This window comes from Brenneria sp. L4-2C, assembly GCF_040240335.1.
Lineage (GTDB): Bacteria > Pseudomonadota > Gammaproteobacteria > Enterobacterales > Enterobacteriaceae > Brenneria.
This window is the reverse complement of record NZ_JBEIAC010000007.1, coordinates 148993-165901: the sequence shown is the minus strand read 5'-3', so window position 1 is coordinate 165901 and position 16909 is coordinate 148993. Positions and strand designations below refer to the sequence as shown.

Here is a 16909-nt window from a genome sequence, read left to right as displayed (position 1 = left end):
CAGATTACGTTTTTGTTGTACGCAAATCAGTAATAATTCAAAAAAATCAGATTTATCGCTTTCCACGCTCAATAATCACGCCGACCTGACGCGCCTGCGCCACCGCGCCGGGCTTACAAAGCTTAATGCGCAGCCAGGGGATGGCGAAACGCTGCATCAGCATCGTCGCCACTTCTTCCGCCACGCGTTCAACCAGCGCAAAGCGCTGTCCTTCGACCAGCGTTATCACCGCATCGCTGACATCGGCGTAACTCAGGCAGTCGTTAACGTCATCGCTTCCCGCCGCCTGACGGTTATCCCAGCCCATTTCGATATCGAACACCAATTTCTGCCGGATGGTCTGTTCCCAGTCGTAAACACCAATCGTGGTAATTACAGTAAGTTCTTCAATAAATACGATATCCATCACGCCATTCTCTGTTTTTGTCGTTGTCGGATACCACTTCCGACGGATTATGCGTATTATCCACAGATGCGAAGAGTAAAACGACCCTTATTAAACGACCTTCTAAACATCTTTCTATTAAACGGAACCGCGTTATGAGTGCTACCGCGCTTGGTATGATATTAATCGCGTATCTGTGTGGCTCCATTTCCAGCGCGATTCTGGTCTGCCGGATCGCCGGGCTGCCGGATCCTCGCGAGCAGGGTTCAGGCAATCCCGGCGCCACCAACGTTCTGCGTATCGGCGGCAAATCCACCGCCGCCACCGTGCTGATCTTCGATATATTAAAAGGCATGTTGCCCGTCTGGGCGGCGTACGCGCTGGGCGTTCCCCCTTTATATCTGGGGCTGACCGCCATCGCCGCCTGTCTCGGTCATATCTATCCGGTATTTTTTCATTTTCGCGGCGGCAAAGGCGTCGCCACGGCGTTCGGCGCCATTGCGCCCATCGGCTGGGATCTCACCGGCCTGATGACGGGAACCTGGTTGCTGACCGTGTTGCTCAGCGGCTATTCCTCGCTTGGAGCGATCGTCAGCGCACTGATCGCGCCGTTCTACGTCTGGTGGTTTAAGCCGCAGTTTACCTTCCCGGTCGCCATGCTTTCCTGTCTGATATTGGTGCGTCACCATGATAATATTCAGCGCTTGTGGCGTGGGCAGGAAAGCAAAATCTGGCGCAAACTGCGCAGGAAAAAACGCGCTGACGATGCGGATGTTTAAGACAAATCACCATTCCCGCCGCGACGGGAATGGTCGGTCGATAACAATACCCCGTCAGACTCAATACCGGCCTATCGCCGCCAGTTCCTGACGCGGCAGTTTGAATACCGCCATACTTTCCGCCAGCTGACGCGCCTGTTCTTCCAGCGAACGCGTCGCCGCCGTTGATTCCTCCACCAGCGACGCATTCTGCTGGGCCGCTTCATCCATCTGCGACACGGCGACATTGACCTGTTCGATACCGTGACTCTGTTCACGCGACGCGCTGGAGATCTCCCGCATCAGGGTGGTCATGTGCGTCACGACCTCAGAAACCTTATTCATGATGTCGCCGGTCGTTTCCGCCATTTGCGTCCCTTCCCTGACCCGCTCCTGAGAATCCAGCATCAGCGCTTTGATTTCTTTGGCGGACTGCGCGCTGCGCTGCGCCAGGTTCCTCACCTCGCCGGCCACCACCGCGAAGCCCCGCCCCTGCTCGCCGGCGCGCGCGGCCTCCACCGCGGCGTTCAACGCCAGTATATTGGTCTGGAAAGCAATACCGTCGATAACGGCCAGAATATCGGCGATATGCGCCGAGCTTTGAGAGATAAGGCTCATTCTCTCAACCATCTGTTCGACCGCATTGCTGCCCTGTCCGGTGATATCCGCAACATTCTGCGCCAGACTATATGCCTGCTCGGCATTCTCCGCGTTCAGTTTCACCGTCGCATTCAGCTGTTCCATGCTGGCCGCGGTTTGCTCGATGGAGGCCGCCGACTCTTCGGTGCGCGCCGCCAGATGCGTATTGCCGATGGAGAGTTCGCCGGTGCCGATGTCAATCTGTCCGCCGGCGTCGCGCACCCGGCCGACCGCCAGCGAGAGCGAATGCTGCATGTTTTTCATCGATTGCATCAGGCGGCCAATCTCATTGTCGCCGCCATCCTCAATCTGATGCGTCAAATCGCCATGAGAAATAAACTCCAGCTGTCGCACCGCCTTGCCAAGCGGGAGCAGAACCAGATGTTTCAGCGCAACCCAGGCAATCAGCGCCATCGCCAGCGTCAGCGCGCAGGCGATGCCAATCGTGGTCAACCGGCTGACGGCGAAAGATTCCGCGTCAGAGACCATCTCCTGCCCCACCTGCAAGGCAAAATCGCGAAAAGCGTTATTGGCTTTATCCATGTCGGCGCTGAGAGGAGGAACCACGTTTTGCAGCAGGCTGTAATATTCATCCACGTTGCCGCGCTTCAGCGCGTCGATCATCGGCTGAATACCCAGATCGATATAGACGGCATACTGTTTTTTGATGTCTTCGAGCAGCTTCTTGCCATGCGCCGTCACAGCGCCGTATTCAAGGAGCCGCGCCATCTCCTGACGGGAAATCACCGCATAGTCCTGCGCCCGCGCCACCGACTCTTCGGCCTTAATCCGCTCGCCGGCCACCATCTGCCGGGCCGCCAGCGCGACCCCGGTTCGGGCGCGCAGCGAAGCGGTGTAACTGCCCGCCAGCGCGCTCAGCTCTTTGCCTTGAATTTTGTCAATCGTCGCAAGCGATCTTTTCCCCTGATTGATGGAGCTGATGCCAATCGCGCTGACCAGCAGCAAAAGCAGCACCATGGCGCCTAAAAGAACCAGCAAATTCACCTTAATGGTGATATTTTTTAACATCACATCCTCCTGAATTTATAAAAATCAATCCTGTAAAAGCAGCAAATCGCCAACGAAATTTGCAGCAGGCCATCTATCGGATGCCGATCTCTTAAGCTTTAACCCGCCATAGGGTTTAGTAACTTAATAACGAATTAATAAGTTTGTTACATTTATCTATAAGTTATTACACTCTGCGCGCGGCGCTGGCGGGAAAACGGCAGGCGCTAAAAATCGAGGACATCAAGCGCGTTTTGGCTATAATGACCGCCACTCCATTTCAGGTTTGAAGAGAAGGAAACCGACATGAGTCTGAACAATGTCCCGGCGGGTAAAGATCTGCCAGAAGATATCTACGTCATTATTGAAATCCCGGCTAACGCCGATCCGATCAAATATGAAGTTGATAAAGATAGCGGGGAGCTGTTTGTAGACCGCTTCATGTCTACCGCCATGTTCTATCCATGCAACTATGGCTACATCAATCATACTCTGTCGCTGGATGGCGACCCGGTCGACGTACTGGTGCCGACGCCGTATCCGTTGCAGCCGGGCGCGGTGATCCGTTGCCGTCCGGTCGGCGTACTGAAAATGACTGACGAATCGGGTGAAGACGCCAAGCTGGTCGCCGTGCCGCACAGCAAGTTGACCAAAGAATACGATCACATCAAAGACGTCAACGATCTGCCGGAATTACTGCGCGCGCAGATTACCCATTTCTTTGAACATTACAAAGATCTGGAAAAAGGCAAGTGGGTAAAAGTGGAAGGTTGGGAGAACGCCGAAGCCGCTAAAGCGGAAATCGTCGCCTCCTTCGAGCGCGCCAAGAAATAAAAACCTTCCTCCATCATGCCGGCGTAAGCCGGCATGCCAGACTATCTACCGAACCAGAACGGTGAGAATGAAATAGAATAGAAGAGTAAAGCGTCTTTACGATCTATCCATTCTCACCGCTCGCCGCACTTTGTCATCAACATCCTGCATTCCTAAATATATCTCGCCGCGCAATACCTGCGCTTAACGTCATCCGTTTTTAAAGGCCATAGACAGAGCATGGAATTAATTGATAAATGTTTTTTCCGGCTATCAATTTCTGATTATTACACGATGCCAATCCTGACGACCGTCGTTTTACCCTTAATTAAAGAACGGTATTTGGCGGCAAGAGAAACCGTTCAATCATGATAAAAACAATATCATGCCGGCCGGCCTTCCTTAGATGATAATGCCTAACAAAAACATTTATTTGGTTTTTATGTTTGTCATATTGGTGATTTTAAATATTTTATATCACTAATCATTAAATATCCTATGCAATACCAATCTTTTACTTTGACAATATCGGCGAGCTCTTACAACGTAAGCCTTACTTCTGGCGACGGGATGAGGTGATTTTAAATATGAATACGGCGGCAGTATTATCTTGCCGGCCGCGTTATTAACGCTGTTCAGCGCCCGAGCGTAAACGGCATTGCGTATTAAAAACGATTGACGTTAATCCAGGCGGTTCGTCTTAATCTCCTGCTGAGTTTTTTAGATATTTCACGACAGATAAACAGGCGGTTTTATGAATTACGGGTATGTTTTAGCACGGCGCTTTCTGCGCCTGGTCGCCGCGTTGGCGGCGCTGGGAATATTCAGTCAGGCATTGGCGGAGACACAGCCGCTCAAGCAGTTGAATATCGGCTTTCAAAAAGCCAATATTCTGGCGCTGCTCAAATCCCGCGGCACGCTCGACGAAGCGTTGAAACAGAAGGGCATCGCCACCCGCTGGATCGAATTTCCCGCCGGTCCGCAAATGCTGGAAGGGCTCAACGTCGGCAGTATCGACCTTGCCGCCACCGGCGACGCCCCTCCCGCCTTCGCCCAGGCGGCTAAAGCGGATTTGATTTATCTGGCGCACAACATCCCCAATCCAAAGACCGAAGCGATCGTGGTGCCGAAAGAATCGACGGTGCAAAACGTACAAGATCTTAAAGGCAAGCGGGTGGCCCTGAATAAGGGGTCGGATGTGAATTATCTGCTCATCGAGGCGCTGAAAAAAGCCGGGCTGGCCTATACCGATATCACGCCGGTCTACCTGACGCCCAGCGATGCGCGGGCGGCATTCCAGAATGGCAGCATCGACGCCTGGGTCATCTGGGACCCGTTCTATGCGGAGGTTGAAACCAACGCCGGCGCGCGCCGGCTTCAGGATGCCGAAGGCCTTGTCCCGCACTACACCTTCTATCTCGCAAGCCGCCGATTTGCTGAAAACCATCCCGACATCGCCAAGCTGGTCATCGAACAACTGGCGCAACTGAGCGACTGGGCCAACGATAATCATGAAGAGGTGGCGCGAGTGCTGTCCCAAAGCACTGGCCTGCCGCAACCGATATGGCTGCGGGCGCTGGCGCGTATGCCTTTCGGTACGCAACGCATCACCGATGACGTGATTCGCCAGCAGCAGACACTGGCCGATACGTTTACCGACGTTGGTTTGATTCCGGTGAAAGTCGATGTCAGTCAGGCGCGTTGGTCGCAGGATAAACCTTAAGGCCCTAACCCATAACGGGGTAATACAGCGATTGCCGGATGACGTTATTCATCATGATTTACCGCGTGCATACCGGTTGATTAATCCTTTATAGAGTAAGGAGATATACGATGAGCACAGAAATTTTCTGGTTTCTGCCCACCTCCGGCGACACGCGTTATCTTGGTAAATCGCCTGCCGGGCGTTATGCGACAAATGAATATTTACGACAGATTGCCGTTTCAGCAGAGAATCTGGGATACGACGGTCTGTTAATTCCCACCGGCAGCGGTAATCTCGACCCGTGGATTACCGCTGCGAGCCTGGTTCCCGTGACCAGCCGCATTAAGCTGTTGGTCGCTTTACGAACCTCAACGGCGCATCCCGTCGTCATCGCCAGGCAGGCCGCGACGCTGGATCAAGCCTTACACGGCAGGTTATTGCTTAATGTGGTGCCCGGCGGCGATGCCGACGAGCTGGCTGCCGAAGGCGTATTCCTGGAGCACGACCAGCGTTATGAACTGGCCGATGAGTTTATTACGGTATGGAAAAAGCTATTCAACGACGAAACGGTCAACTTTGACGGCAAGTATATCCAGGCCAAAAATGCCAGGAATTATTACTCTTCAGAAAAAAAATCCTCTCCCCCGCTTTATTTCGGCGGTTCTTCCGAGGCCGCCCATGAACTTGCCGGCAAGCAGGTCGATGCGTATTTGACCTGGGGCGAACCGCCCGAAGCCGTGAAAGAAAAGATCGAGGATGTGCGTGCAAAAGCCGAAAAACATGGACGTCAGGTTCGTTTCGGCGTGCGTTTGCATGTCATTGTACGGGAAACGAATGCTGAAGCCTGGCAGGCGGCGGAGCGGTTAATCCAGCATCTGGACGATGAAACGATAGCCAAAGCGCAGGCGAATTTCGCGCGGCAGGACTCCGTGGGTCAGCATCGGATCTCATCCTTGCATGGCGGCAGGAGGGATAAGCTGGAAATCAGTCCGAATCTCTGGGCAGGGGTGGGATTGGTTCGCGGGGGAGCCGGCACGGCGCTGGTGGGCGATCCTCAGACGGTCGCGCAGCGCTTGCAGGAATATGCCGATCTGGGCGTAGATACTTTTGTACTGTCCGGCTATCCGCATCTGGAAGAGTCTATCCGTTTTGCTGAGCTGGTATTCCCTTTATTGCCGGGGAAAAAACCCGTGACGCAGGCGGATCAGATCGTGACCGGAGGAGGCACGCCGCGCGTCTTCACCGGGGGCGCATTTGATAATCGCGCCAGTAATGATGTTGCGGCGGTGGGTTAAAACCGCTATCGACCGCAATCTGAAACATCGCCTGCGCAGAGTTTGCAATGTTTCCTGATTGCGGTCGGCGGCATCCGCTATTCCTCGTCGCGCTTCAGCCAGTCGCCGCTGGCGAGCCGTTTCAATCCGGTCACCGAATGCTGATACAGATAGATCCACGCGCTGCCGTAGGGCGTGGAAATCAGCTCCCGCCGGTATTCATGACCGTCTCGTTTTAATGCATCCAGCTCCGCCAGTATTGACGAACTGATGCGATACACTTCACCATAAATTTCCCCATCGCCAGTCACCACCGCCGGATAGTGGCCGAGGTCATACAACTCATATCCAGCGAGTTGACAATCCCCCAGCCATTGGGCGTTGGTCATCCAGTGACTATTTCCCTGTTTGCGTCGTAAACTGCCGTAGACAATAATTCGCATCGCTAGAACTCAAACTGATAGAGCACATCTAATGCCTGATCGATACCAGACACCGCTTCCAAGTATAGTTTTGGCATCAAGCGGTAACGCAGCGTTAACGTCGCCAAAGAATCAAATATGCCAACACCGTATTTAACTTGCAGGCCGGGAAGCACGTAACCGCTGACGACCACTTGTGAATCATCGCCAACGCCCTGTGTATCCAGAGCTAAATTACTTACCCCGAAAGCCTCGCCGATTTTACCCACAACTTGACCACTTTGCGCAACCCCTAAACCAATCAGCATCGATGTCATTGCCGAACTATCGGCTCCGCTGCTGCCGAGTCCCTCGCCTCTGAGCAGATAGGAGAGCGCTTCCTGTTGCGACATGGTCGGATTGGAGAACACTTCAAGCTTGGGCGCGCTCGCCATTCCGGTGACGCGCACGCCGGCGGTGACGTCATCGGCGGTATTATCGGGATTACGCACGGCCTCGATATTCAGCACCGGCTGATCCGGCGGACCGGAGAACAGAATCAGTCCTTTTTGCACAATCAGATCCTGTCCGTAGGCTTTGAAACGGCCGGAAGGGATATTGACCTGCCCGTTAATCCCCAGCCCGCGCTCGTCCTGCGTCATTTTCAGATCGCCCTGCAAACTCGCCTTAAGCCCGTAGGCATCCAGCCGGACATCATCGCCGATACGGATAGTCAGGTTGCTGTTGATGGGGATAGATGTAGAGGCTTGCGCCAACGGCTGACGGTTTTCATCCAGCATGACCTCATCCGACGACACCGCGACCGCGCTTTCAGGCAGTTCGTTGACCACGATACGCGCCCACGGGATACTGACCGAACCATTTAACGCAAACAGTTGCGGCGTAGCCTCAAACACAATATCCGGCGTAACGTCCAGCCGCGCCATCGGCGGCACGGTAACCCGAATTTTCTCCCCTTTGGCCGCAATGCGCGCCCGCCATGCATTGGGATTTTCCCAATCGGCATTGCCGCTCAGGTTTAACTGGCCGTTATTGGTTTTCAGGAATCCCTGCATCGTGGAAGACATGCCGTTGAAATGAACCGCCAGACGCCCGTTCGTCAGATCGATCGGCATCCAGCGGCCGTCCAGATCAAACTGCTCCAGCGCGATCTGACCGAATACCTGCGGGCGCGCGGCATTCCCCGCCAGACGCAAATCGGCATTCAGCATGCCCGTGGCCTTTTCCCCCTGCTGCAATACCGGGGCAAGCAGCGCCAGCGAAATATTATTGATGGCGACATTGCCGCCAAGATTACGTCTTCCCTGCGGATCGGTAATCTGCACATTGCCGGTGAAACGCCCGTTATCCCGGATGGCGATAAGCCAGCCAAGCTGCACGCGGCCGCGATCGATACCGGCATTCAGGGTCAGCGTGTCAAACGCGACAGGCAACGTTTTTCCCTGCACTTGCTGGCGGATATTCACGCCGTTGCCCGCCAGCGTCACTTTCGCCTGCGGCAAGCCCTGTCCCGGCTGCCAGCTCACATCGGCGCCGCCGGTAAAGGTACCCGCCAAAACGGTGTCCTCGCCCAGGAAAGGTTTAAGCATGGCTAAATCGAAGCGGTTTAATCTGATGCTGGCCTGACCGCTCGGCCCGGCTTCAATGGTTCGGGGAACGCAAAGCTCGGCATTTGGATTACGCCAGCAGTGCGTGCCAATACTGATTTTCTGCTGGGTATTCTGATAATCCAGCGCCAGCGCCTGCATCAGACGCCACTCGCCGACCGGCGTATCAAACCGGGTATTGCTCAGCGTACCGCGCCAGCGCTGCGTTTGCCGATCGAAGCCGCCGGATAGCGCCAGTTGCCCCGATACCGGCTCGCCTTCCATATTCAGGCGTAACTGATGCTGTTTTTCATTGCCGTCGGCAGCCAACGTCAGCAGGCTGATATCCAGCCCCGCCTGATGCAGTTGTTCCAGGCGCACCGCCAGCTTGCCCTGGATCTGTTGCTCGGAGCGCACGTCGGCGTCCACTTTTATACGGCTAATGGTCATCTCTTGCCAACGCAGGCCCGATGCGGTGATATCCGCCAGAATCTGCGGTTCGCGCAGATTGCCGCGTAATTTCAACGTACCGACCGCGCGCCCGGCCAGACCGGGCAGCGTGCCGTTCAACGACGGCGCATTGATATCGGCGTCCAGCCGCCACCGATCATTCAATTCGCCCTTAACATTCAATTGGTTGGAACCCAGCGCCAGATTCAGACCCGGAATTTGCCATTGCCCGGCCGCATTTCCCCGCAGTTCGCCTCTGGCGGACAGCTTGTTCTGCTTCACATTGCCGTCCAGACGCAGTTCCGGCACCTGTAGCTGCCAGCTGCCGCCGTACAGACTGCCGCGCGTGGTCACCTTGCCGTCGATTTTCGCCGGCCAGTCCGGCCACTGTTTCGCCGTATTGATGCCGCTCAAGAGCAGTTCGCTGCGCCAGCTAATGGCTTTGCTCCAGTCGACCACGCCGCTGAGATCGGCATGGCCCTGTAGAGCGGACAATCGCAGGCGCGACAGCGTGAACTGCTGCACATTGCCTTTGCCGTTCAGCGACAGCGCCGCGGGCGGCAGGTCGGCGCCGCGCAGATCGCTGCGCAGCGAAAGGGTGTAATCCGTAGCCTGGCCGCTTAACTGCAATTGCAGGTTGTCGACCTGATATTGCGGCGCCCCGGTTAACGGCCAGCGCAGCCGATCGGTTTGCAGCGTCAGCGCCAGCGGCAACCCCGCTTGCGCCAGTTCGGTTTGCAGATTGAGCTGCGCGCGCTGCGGGCCGGACAGATTGAGCGCGATATTCAGTTTTTCACGCAGGCCGCCGTCCACGCTGAGCTTGAGCGTTTCCCCTTTCAGCGGGTCGACATTGATGACGCCGTTAGCCGATAAGGAAACCGGCCAGTTATCGCTGAGCGTCGCATTGCCCCGGACATTCAACCCCCCTTGCGGAGACCGGACAACCAATCTATCCAGCGTCAGGCGTTGCGCCTGCGTGGAGGCCTGGATCCATAAATCGGCGATAAGGATGTCCTGATCGCCCGTCAGCCGCAGTTGCTCGCCATGAATTTCCGTGATGTTCAGATCCAGCGGCAGGGTGAATTGCGGCAAGTCGGGCAGTAACGGTTTGGAGAACAGTTCGGTTAGCCGCTCGCCGAGCGCTTGCTGCGGCTGAGCGGACGCCGCGTCGCTTGCGGCTGGCTTATCCGCCGCGCCGTTTTTATCGGCGGGCGTCAGCGGCGCGGCAGACGACGTTTGCGCCCCGGAGAGCGTTTTATCAATCTGAACCGTTTGCGCCGTCCCGCTTTCCAGCGACTCGCGGACGCTGTCGGCGGTTTCTTTAACGGCCGCCGTCACTTGCGCCGCCGTCGCCTTGCCCTCTTCCAGCGCGCCGACGGGGGTTTTCGGCAGCGCGACCAGCAAAGCGCCGATCCTGGTCGGCAGCAGCGTCAAACTGCGCGCTTTCCACTCCATGCCGGTGCGGAATTCGGCCAATGAGATGGCCGTATCGTCTACGGCGACGTGAACGTTGTTCAACGCCAGTTGACGCAGCGAGATGGGAAACGGCGCGGATAATTCAGTCAGCGGCTCGCTGGGCGCCGGCGCTTCCTCGGAAACCGGCAACGACTTGCTGTCCACCACCACATCAATATTCTGTGCCGACAGATCGTTGATGCACAGTTGACTCTGCAACAAACAGCGCGGCGCCAATGACAAATGAAACGTATCGGCCTTAACCGTGACGCCCGGCATTTGATAACGCATATCTTTCAGCGTCAGATCGCGCCAGCCTCCGCTGACGCTGGCGATGTCCAGCCCCGGCACAAAGCGCGCGGCGCCATTCAGCAACAGATGTAAACCCGGCGTCGTCCCCACCAGCAGCACCAGCGTGATGAGCAACAGCAACAGGAAAGCGAGAAGACCGATGCCAACTTTTTTCATCAGGCCCAGGTTATTCTTCAGACTCATAATTCAGGCCCCAAAGCGATATAGAACTGCACGTCATTTTTTTCCGGATCGCCGATCGGCGTCGCAACGTCCAATTTCACCGGGCCGATTGGCGATGCCCAACGCACGCCGACGCCCGCGCCGGTTTTAAAGTCGCTCTGTTTAATGTCGTTGACGGCCTCGCCCGAATCCAGGAAAACGGCGCCCCACCATTTCCCCGTCACGTTGTATTGATACTCCAGCGAACCGGTGACCAGTTTGGATGCGCCGGTCAATTTATCGTCGCTGTCCCGCGGCGATATGGATTTGTACTTATAGCCGCGAATGCTGCGATCGCCCCCGGCGAAGAAACGCAGAGAAGGCGGAACGCGCGAGAAATTGTTGGTTTCGATCCAGCCCAGATTGCCGCGCGCCACAAAGCGGTGTTTCTCCGCCAGCGTTCTGATCCAGACGTTCTGCGCCTGCAACACGGCGAAATCAATATCCGACCCCCACAGGGTATCGGAAACATCGACAGAGTAGCGTTGACTGTCGCCCCATACCGGCATCAGACCGCCGCGCTGGCGGGTGCGGTTGATGCTCACGCCGGGATAGATCAGCATGGTGGTGTCCGTCACGCTGCCCTGGGTAAAGTGGTCGAGGCTCCAGCGCAGGTTGACGGACCGCTGCCAGCCGCTGGAGAGATCCCAGTAGCGCGCGACGTTCAGCGTGGTCGAATCGGACTTGGTATCGTTGAGATCCTCGCGTTTGAAACCGCCCTGTAGCAGGTAATACTGCTCTAACGGATTCTTCAGCAAAGGAATTTTATAACTCAGATCGAGGCTCTGTTCCGGCGCGGAGACGTTGATGCTGCTTTCCAGACTATGCCCGTAGCTGTTGATCCAGGGTTTGTTCCAGGTGGTTTTAAGCCGCGGCCCTACGTCCGTGGCATACCCTACCCCGGTTTCGATGCGGTTACGGGTACGGGGTGTGATGACCGCTTCCAGCGGCAGGGTTTTGGTTGCTTTCGACTGACTGAAATCAGGGGAAACCACCACCGAATTGAACCATCCGGTGGCCGATAAACGACGGTTAAACTCGCCCAGCTCTTCGCTGCTGTAGGCATCGCCGGCATGAAACGGCACCAGATTACGCAGATATTCCTCACGAATTTGCGAACCTTCGAATTTGACCTCGCCAAAACGGTAACGCTCGCCGCTGTCAAAATCGATATCCCAGAAAGCCTGGCGTTCCGCCTGCAAGACGCCTAACCGACTCTGCAAAAAGCGGGCGTCGAAATACCCTTTGCGCAACGACAAACTATTCAGTGAATTCTTGAAGCTATCGTAATCGCCATGATTAAGTACGCTGCCGACGTCGGGCGCATCATTCTTCACCAGTTGCTGATAATCCTTGTCGTCATGGGCTCCGCCGCGCAGCACAATATTCACATCAGCTACTTTTACCGGTTCGCCCGGCGTTACGCTGGCAATCAGCACCGGCCGCCCGCCATTGACCGCGGGACGAAACTCAAAGGCGATCTGCGGATCATAATAACCCAGGGCGCGTAATCCCTGGCGGATCGCATCATCGACGCGCGAGCGGAAACGACCGTCGGCAGTCACTTCATCGGCGGCAATCGTGGATAAACGCGCCCGCACGTTCTTTTGCAGCGCGCCGTCTAATCCAACGACTTGTAAACGCACATTGGCGGCAAAACTTGCGGAGGGAAATAGGAGTACGCACAGTAAACCCCAAATATGTCGGCGTGGCGCGCAGAAGCCCGAATGGCTGTTTTTTTTTCCTGAGAGAATAGTCACTTAGCTTCCTGATAACCTTATTCGGTCACATCAAATCTAGAATATCGTTTTCATACCGCATGATATCGGCAAACACCCTCTGCCTGAACGTTAGCAGGAAATATCAATATTTTCCTTTAGATATATATCTTAAACCGGTAAATGCCAAAATACCGCGTTACAGGTAAACATAATCTTAACATTAAACGCCGATGCGCTATCAAGACAGGTTAAAGCTTCTCGGTTATGCTCTGAATATTATACTCGCTAATTATCAACTCGCAGGGATAGCGGCCAACGACAGGCGTTGAAACCGCTCATGCGCGCGACGACTCGCCGCCAGGGAGCCATTTGCGCGCGGCTGACGGCGGCGCCTGAAGGTCGAGGATAAAGCCGATGCCTGTCCGTCATTTGGAAGACGATGAACAGGAGAATTTCACAGCCATGTTTTGGAGAGAGATAAGTGATGCAGAACGTTGATAAAACGCAGCGGATTAAGCAATCAGACGCGCTGCCCGGACGTATAACGCCGATGCCGGTCGCCAGATTGCATGCCGTCAGTGAACACTCCATGACCCATGTGCCGGATAATATGCAAGTCGCGCTCTTCGCCATGGGCTGTTTTTGGGGCGCCGAGCGTCTTTTTTGGCAACAGCCCGGCGTTTACAGCACGGCCGCGGGTTATACCGGCGGCTACACGCCCAACCCCACCTACCGCGAAGTTTGCAGCGGACAAACCGACCACGCCGAAGCGGTACGCGTGGTGTTTGATCCTGAGACGATCGGTTACGACCGGCTCTTGCAGCTCTTCTGGGAAAACCACGATCCGGCGCAGGGTATGCGCCAGGGCGGCGATATCGGCACCCAATACCGCTCCGCGATTTATACGCTCGCGCCGGAACAGGAAAAGGCGGCCCGCGAGAGTTATCTGAGTTTTCAACAGGCGATGAAAGACAACGGCGATAACCGGCGCATCAGCACGGAAATCGCTCCCGCCGGTCCGTTCTATTATGCCGAAGACGAACACCAGCAATATCTGCATAAAAACCCGGCAGGCTATTGCGGGCTAGGCGGCATAGGCGTGTGTCTGCCCCCTCAGCGCTGAAATCTGGCGGTAATTTCATCACTCCTGTTATAATGGTTCGCTATTAAAAATTTGGGCTGGTAACCAACCAGCCCTGTTAACGGCTTTTTGTGCGTTATTTGAGATAATTCGCCTTTCTGAGGATGACCTTTCCCCTTTCTGGGGTTAAAGCGAAAACACTATGTTAAACAGTCTATTACTTATTATTGCTCTTATTGCCATCAGCGCTTTTTTTGCGCTGTCTGAAATCTCATTGGCCGCCTCTCGTAAATTAAAACTTAAACAAATGGCTGATGAGGGCAACCTCAACGCCGATCTGGTCTTAAAGTTTCAGGAAACGCCCGGTATTTTCTTTACCGTTATTCAGATAGGCGTCAATGCCGTCGCTATTCTGGCCGGTATAATCGGCGACGCCGCTTTCTCCCCCACTTTCTCTCTGTTATTTGAACAATTCATGTCGCCGGAGTCGGCGGACAAAGTCAGCTTTATCTGCTCGTTCGTACTGGTCACCAGTCTGTTTATTTTATTTGGCGATCTGACGCCGAAACGCATTGGCATGATTGCCCCAGAGGCCGTTGCCATCCGCATTATCAATCCTATGCGCTTCTGCCTGTTTATCTTCCGCCCGCTGGTCTGGCTGTTTAACGGATTGGCAAACGTGATTTTCCGGCTGCTTAAACTGCCGATGGTGCGTAAAGACGACATCACCTCCGATGATATTTACGCCGTGGTCGAAGCGGGGGCGCTGGCGGGCGTGTTGCGTAAGCAGGAACATGAGCTGATCGAAAACGTGTTCGAACTGGAGTCGCGCACGGTACCCTCTTCCATGACGTCGCGCGAAAGCGTGGTGTTTTTTGATCTGCATGAACAGGAAGCGCAGATCAAAGAGAAAATCGCCCAACAGCCGCATTCTAAATTCCTGGTCTGCGACGGTCACATCGACCAGGTTGTCGGCTACGTCGACTCAAAAGATCTGCTGAACCGGGTGCTGGGCAACCAGAGTCTTGAGCTGCACAGCGGCGTACAGATTCGCCCCGCGCTGATCGTGCCCGATACGCTGACGCTGTCTGAAGCATTGGAAAGTTTTAAAACGGCGGGAGAAGACTTCGCCGTTATTCTGAACGAATATGCGCTGGTGGTGGGGATCATTACCCTTAACGACGTCATGACCACGTTGATGGGCGATTTGGTCGGCCAGGGCCTGGAAGAGCAAATTGTCGCCCGTGATGAAAACTCCTGGCTGATCGAAGGGGGTACGCCGATAGAAGACGTCATGCGCGCGCTGTGCATCGATGATTTCCCGCATGCGGGCAATTATGAAACCATCGGCGGATTTATGATGTACACCTTGCGCAAAATTCCCAAACGGACCGACTTCGTTCGCTTCTCAGGCTTCAAATTCGAAGTCGTGGATATTGATAGCTATAAGATCGACCAGTTGCTGGTTACCCGTCTGGACGAAAAACCCGCCGGCGGCGAAGCAAAATCAGCAGAGAAAAAGTAACCCTTTTAGCGGCTTATGCCCCGCCGTCATTCCCGGATGCGACGGGGTTAGCTTCATCCCATCTCAGCCTGTAATCGGATAACCTGACGGTTAACTTCAGACATCACCAGCAGATGCCGCTTGTCTTGCGTCTTTGGCAATAAAATTTTGCCGTAATCGAATTCAAAAGCGCCGACGCCTTTAATATAAATCCGTCCGCGAAAGAGTGTTTTCACATACTTTGCGACCTTCATAGGATTGTAACGTTCGAAGATCCTCATCGTTTTTACTCTCCTTATTCTCTTATTTTTCTATGCCCTTTCCACCGCCGACATGATCAAGGGTGCAGAGCGTCATGCAACAATGGATACTGACTGTTAGTGCAATAAAAATAGCATTAAGTTCCGCGTCGAACAGTATCATTAACTGCTTTTACACACTTTTACAGAATGGTATTTAAATATTTCGCTCACTATTAGTGTAAGTATTCAAAAAATGATGTATTCGTGCGCTCTGGCGATCCTGCATAGGCCGGAGGCTAATCTACGCAATGCAGATGACAAAATGACGACAATCAGCGCGCTTTTTCGCCACGCTGAAGAACAGGAAAGCACAATGTGGGGAGAATGCGGCAGGTTATCCCTGCCGCATTGATGGCGGGAAAAGAAAAGCGCGTGAATCAGAACAGCGACACGCGAAAACCGGGGTTCAGAAACGACTCTCGCGGCGTGTAGGTCAACGGCTGGCCCTGCCAGTCATGAATCTGCGCGCCGGCCGCGGCGGCAACCGCATGTCCGGCGGCGGTATCCCATACGTTGGTGGGTCCGAAGCGAGGATAAAGCTGGGCCTTCCCTTCCGCCACCAGACAAAATTTCAGCGACGATCCGATCGCCACCGTTTGATGCTCGCCCAACTGGGCAAGATAGTCTTTCAGCTCTTGGTCCGCATGAGAACGACTCACCACGACCAGCGGCGGGCGGGAATCCTGTATGACGATCTGCCGACGCCCGGTTTTATCTTCTTTCCAGGCCTTGCCTTCCGCCGCGGAATACATCACGTCGGTAACCGGCACATAGACCACGCCCAGCACCGCCTGACCGTTTTCAATCAGCGCGATATTGACCGTAAATTCGCCATTCCGATTAAGGAATTCTTTGGTGCCATCCAGCGGATCGACCAGCCAATAGCGCTGCCAGTGCCGGCGTTCCGACCACGGCGCCGGATCTTCTTCCGAGAGTAGCGGAATATCCGGGAACGCCGCCGCCAACCCCGCTTTAATCACCCGGTGAGCGGCCAGATCGGCGGCTGTCACCGGTGAATCATCTTTTTTACGGGCTACTTCAAGGGGTTGATGTCCCTCATAAACCGCCATTATGGCATCCCCTGCGTCACGGGCCAGTTGGCAAATATGTTCTAGCATTTTCTACCTCATCGTTACCGGTTATGCCGTGGAACGCGCCATCGTCGTCACACTGCCACTGTCTATCATTATACAACGGTGAAACGAACGACGATTATCGCCGTTATTTTATGAACACCCTCACATTTCACGCTGATGTTTAACCATAGATTCATCATTATATGAGATATACCCC

Annotated in this window: 13 protein-coding genes; 6 read left to right on the top strand and 7 right to left on the bottom strand. The window is 54.7% G+C overall.

What is annotated here, in order from left to right:
* Window positions 1–52 precede the first annotated feature (52 nt).
* Window positions 53–406 (bottom strand): bifunctional dihydroneopterin aldolase/7,8-dihydroneopterin epimerase, encoded by a 354-nt coding sequence (gene folB, locus ABRZ26_RS12810; RefSeq protein ID WP_319604517.1) that lies wholly within the window; start codon window positions 404–406, stop codon window positions 53–55.
* A gap of 134 nt (window positions 407–540) precedes the next feature.
* Between folB and plsY the strand changes: the two genes are divergently transcribed.
* Window positions 541–1164, top strand: coding sequence for a glycerol-3-phosphate 1-O-acyltransferase PlsY (gene plsY / locus ABRZ26_RS12805; protein ID WP_319604516.1), 624 nt, complete (start codon window positions 541–543; stop codon window positions 1162–1164).
* 60 nt (window positions 1165–1224) lie between these two features.
* Here the strand turns inward: plsY and ABRZ26_RS12800 are convergent, their stop codons facing one another.
* Window positions 1225–2811: a methyl-accepting chemotaxis protein gene (locus ABRZ26_RS12800; protein WP_319604515.1), complete on the bottom strand. Its 1587-nt coding sequence runs from the start codon at window positions 2809–2811 to the stop codon at window positions 1225–1227.
* Window positions 2812–3096: 285 nt separating this feature from the next.
* Here ABRZ26_RS12800 and ppa point away from each other — a divergent pair, with 285 nt between their 5' ends.
* From ppa to ssuD, 3 genes are all read left to right on the top strand, one after another.
* Complete coding sequence (gene ppa / locus ABRZ26_RS12795; protein WP_319604514.1) at window positions 3097–3624, top strand: inorganic diphosphatase; 528 nt, start codon at window positions 3097–3099, stop codon at window positions 3622–3624.
* 733 nt (window positions 3625–4357) lie between these two features.
* Window positions 4358–5326 carry a sulfonate ABC transporter substrate-binding protein gene (locus ABRZ26_RS12790; RefSeq protein WP_319604513.1) on the top strand — a complete coding sequence of 323 codons (969 nt, stop codon included), beginning with the start codon at window positions 4358–4360 and terminating at the stop codon, window positions 5324–5326.
* 110 nt (window positions 5327–5436) lie between these two features.
* Window positions 5437–6603 (top strand): FMNH2-dependent alkanesulfonate monooxygenase, encoded by a 1167-nt coding sequence (ssuD, locus tag ABRZ26_RS12785; RefSeq protein ID WP_319604512.1) that lies wholly within the window; start codon window positions 5437–5439, stop codon window positions 6601–6603.
* A gap of 77 nt (window positions 6604–6680) precedes the next feature.
* Here the strand turns inward: ssuD and ABRZ26_RS12780 are convergent, their stop codons facing one another.
* From ABRZ26_RS12780 to tamA, 3 genes are read right to left on the bottom strand one after another with little or no spacing between them, the layout of a single operon-like run.
* Window positions 6681–7025 (bottom strand): gamma-glutamylcyclotransferase family protein, encoded by a 345-nt coding sequence (locus ABRZ26_RS12780; protein WP_319604511.1) that lies wholly within the window; start codon window positions 7023–7025, stop codon window positions 6681–6683.
* 2 nt (window positions 7026–7027) lie between these two features.
* The gene (gene tamB, locus ABRZ26_RS12775) at window positions 7028–10990 is read right to left on the bottom strand and encodes an autotransporter assembly complex protein TamB (RefSeq protein WP_413556215.1); all 3963 of its coding nucleotides are present in this window, start codon (window positions 10988–10990) and stop codon (window positions 7028–7030) included.
* Complete coding sequence (gene tamA, locus ABRZ26_RS12770; RefSeq protein WP_319604576.1) at window positions 10987–12708, bottom strand: autotransporter assembly complex protein TamA; 1722 nt, start codon at window positions 12706–12708, stop codon at window positions 10987–10989. The genes tamB and tamA overlap by 4 nt, the downstream gene beginning before the upstream one ends.
* A 505-nt stretch (window positions 12709–13213) precedes the next feature.
* Between tamA and msrA the strand changes: the two genes are divergently transcribed.
* Window positions 13214–13852: a peptide-methionine (S)-S-oxide reductase MsrA gene (gene msrA / locus ABRZ26_RS12765; protein WP_319604510.1), complete on the top strand. Its 639-nt coding sequence runs from the start codon at window positions 13214–13216 to the stop codon at window positions 13850–13852.
* 160 nt (window positions 13853–14012) lie between these two features.
* Window positions 14013–15335: a polyamine export protein PaeA gene (gene paeA / locus ABRZ26_RS12760; RefSeq protein WP_319604509.1), complete on the top strand. Its 1323-nt coding sequence runs from the start codon at window positions 14013–14015 to the stop codon at window positions 15333–15335.
* Window positions 15336–15388: 53 nt separating this feature from the next.
* Here the strand turns inward: paeA and ABRZ26_RS12755 are convergent, their stop codons facing one another.
* Together ABRZ26_RS12755 and cysQ are read right to left on the bottom strand one after the other, a co-directional pair.
* The gene (locus tag ABRZ26_RS12755) at window positions 15389–15595 is read right to left on the bottom strand and encodes a DUF1107 domain-containing protein (protein WP_319604508.1); all 207 of its coding nucleotides are present in this window, start codon (window positions 15593–15595) and stop codon (window positions 15389–15391) included.
* A 398-nt stretch (window positions 15596–15993) separates the two neighbouring features.
* Entirely contained in the window at window positions 15994–16734 is a 741-nt protein-coding gene (gene cysQ, locus ABRZ26_RS12750; RefSeq protein ID WP_319604507.1) for a 3'(2'),5'-bisphosphate nucleotidase CysQ, read from the bottom strand.
* Window positions 16735–16909: the final 175 nt, after the last annotated feature.

Coding starts and splice junctions, on each gene's coding strand:
- folB (WP_319604517.1), bottom strand. CDS start 406: ATGGATATCGTATTTATTGAAGAACTTACTGTAATTACCACGATTGGT.
- plsY (WP_319604516.1), top strand. CDS start 541: ATGAGTGCTACCGCGCTTGGTATGATATTAATCGCGTATCTGTGTGGC.
- ABRZ26_RS12800 (WP_319604515.1), bottom strand. CDS start 2,811: ATGTTAAAAAATATCACCATTAAGGTGAATTTGCTGGTTCTTTTAGGC.
- ppa (WP_319604514.1), top strand. CDS start 3,097: ATGAGTCTGAACAATGTCCCGGCGGGTAAAGATCTGCCAGAAGATATC.
- ABRZ26_RS12790 (WP_319604513.1), top strand. CDS start 4,358: ATGAATTACGGGTATGTTTTAGCACGGCGCTTTCTGCGCCTGGTCGCC.
- ssuD (WP_319604512.1), top strand. CDS start 5,437: ATGAGCACAGAAATTTTCTGGTTTCTGCCCACCTCCGGCGACACGCGT.
- ABRZ26_RS12780 (WP_319604511.1), bottom strand. CDS start 7,025: ATGCGAATTATTGTCTACGGCAGTTTACGACGCAAACAGGGAAATAGT.
- tamB (WP_413556215.1), bottom strand. CDS start 10,990: ATGAGTCTGAAGAATAACCTGGGCCTGATGAAAAAAGTTGGCATCGGT.
- msrA (WP_319604510.1), top strand. CDS start 13,214: ATGCAGAACGTTGATAAAACGCAGCGGATTAAGCAATCAGACGCGCTG.
- paeA (WP_319604509.1), top strand. CDS start 14,013: ATGTTAAACAGTCTATTACTTATTATTGCTCTTATTGCCATCAGCGCT.
- ABRZ26_RS12755 (WP_319604508.1), bottom strand. CDS start 15,595: ATGAGGATCTTCGAACGTTACAATCCTATGAAGGTCGCAAAGTATGTG.
- cysQ (WP_319604507.1), bottom strand. CDS start 16,734: ATGCTAGAACATATTTGCCAACTGGCCCGTGACGCAGGGGATGCCATA.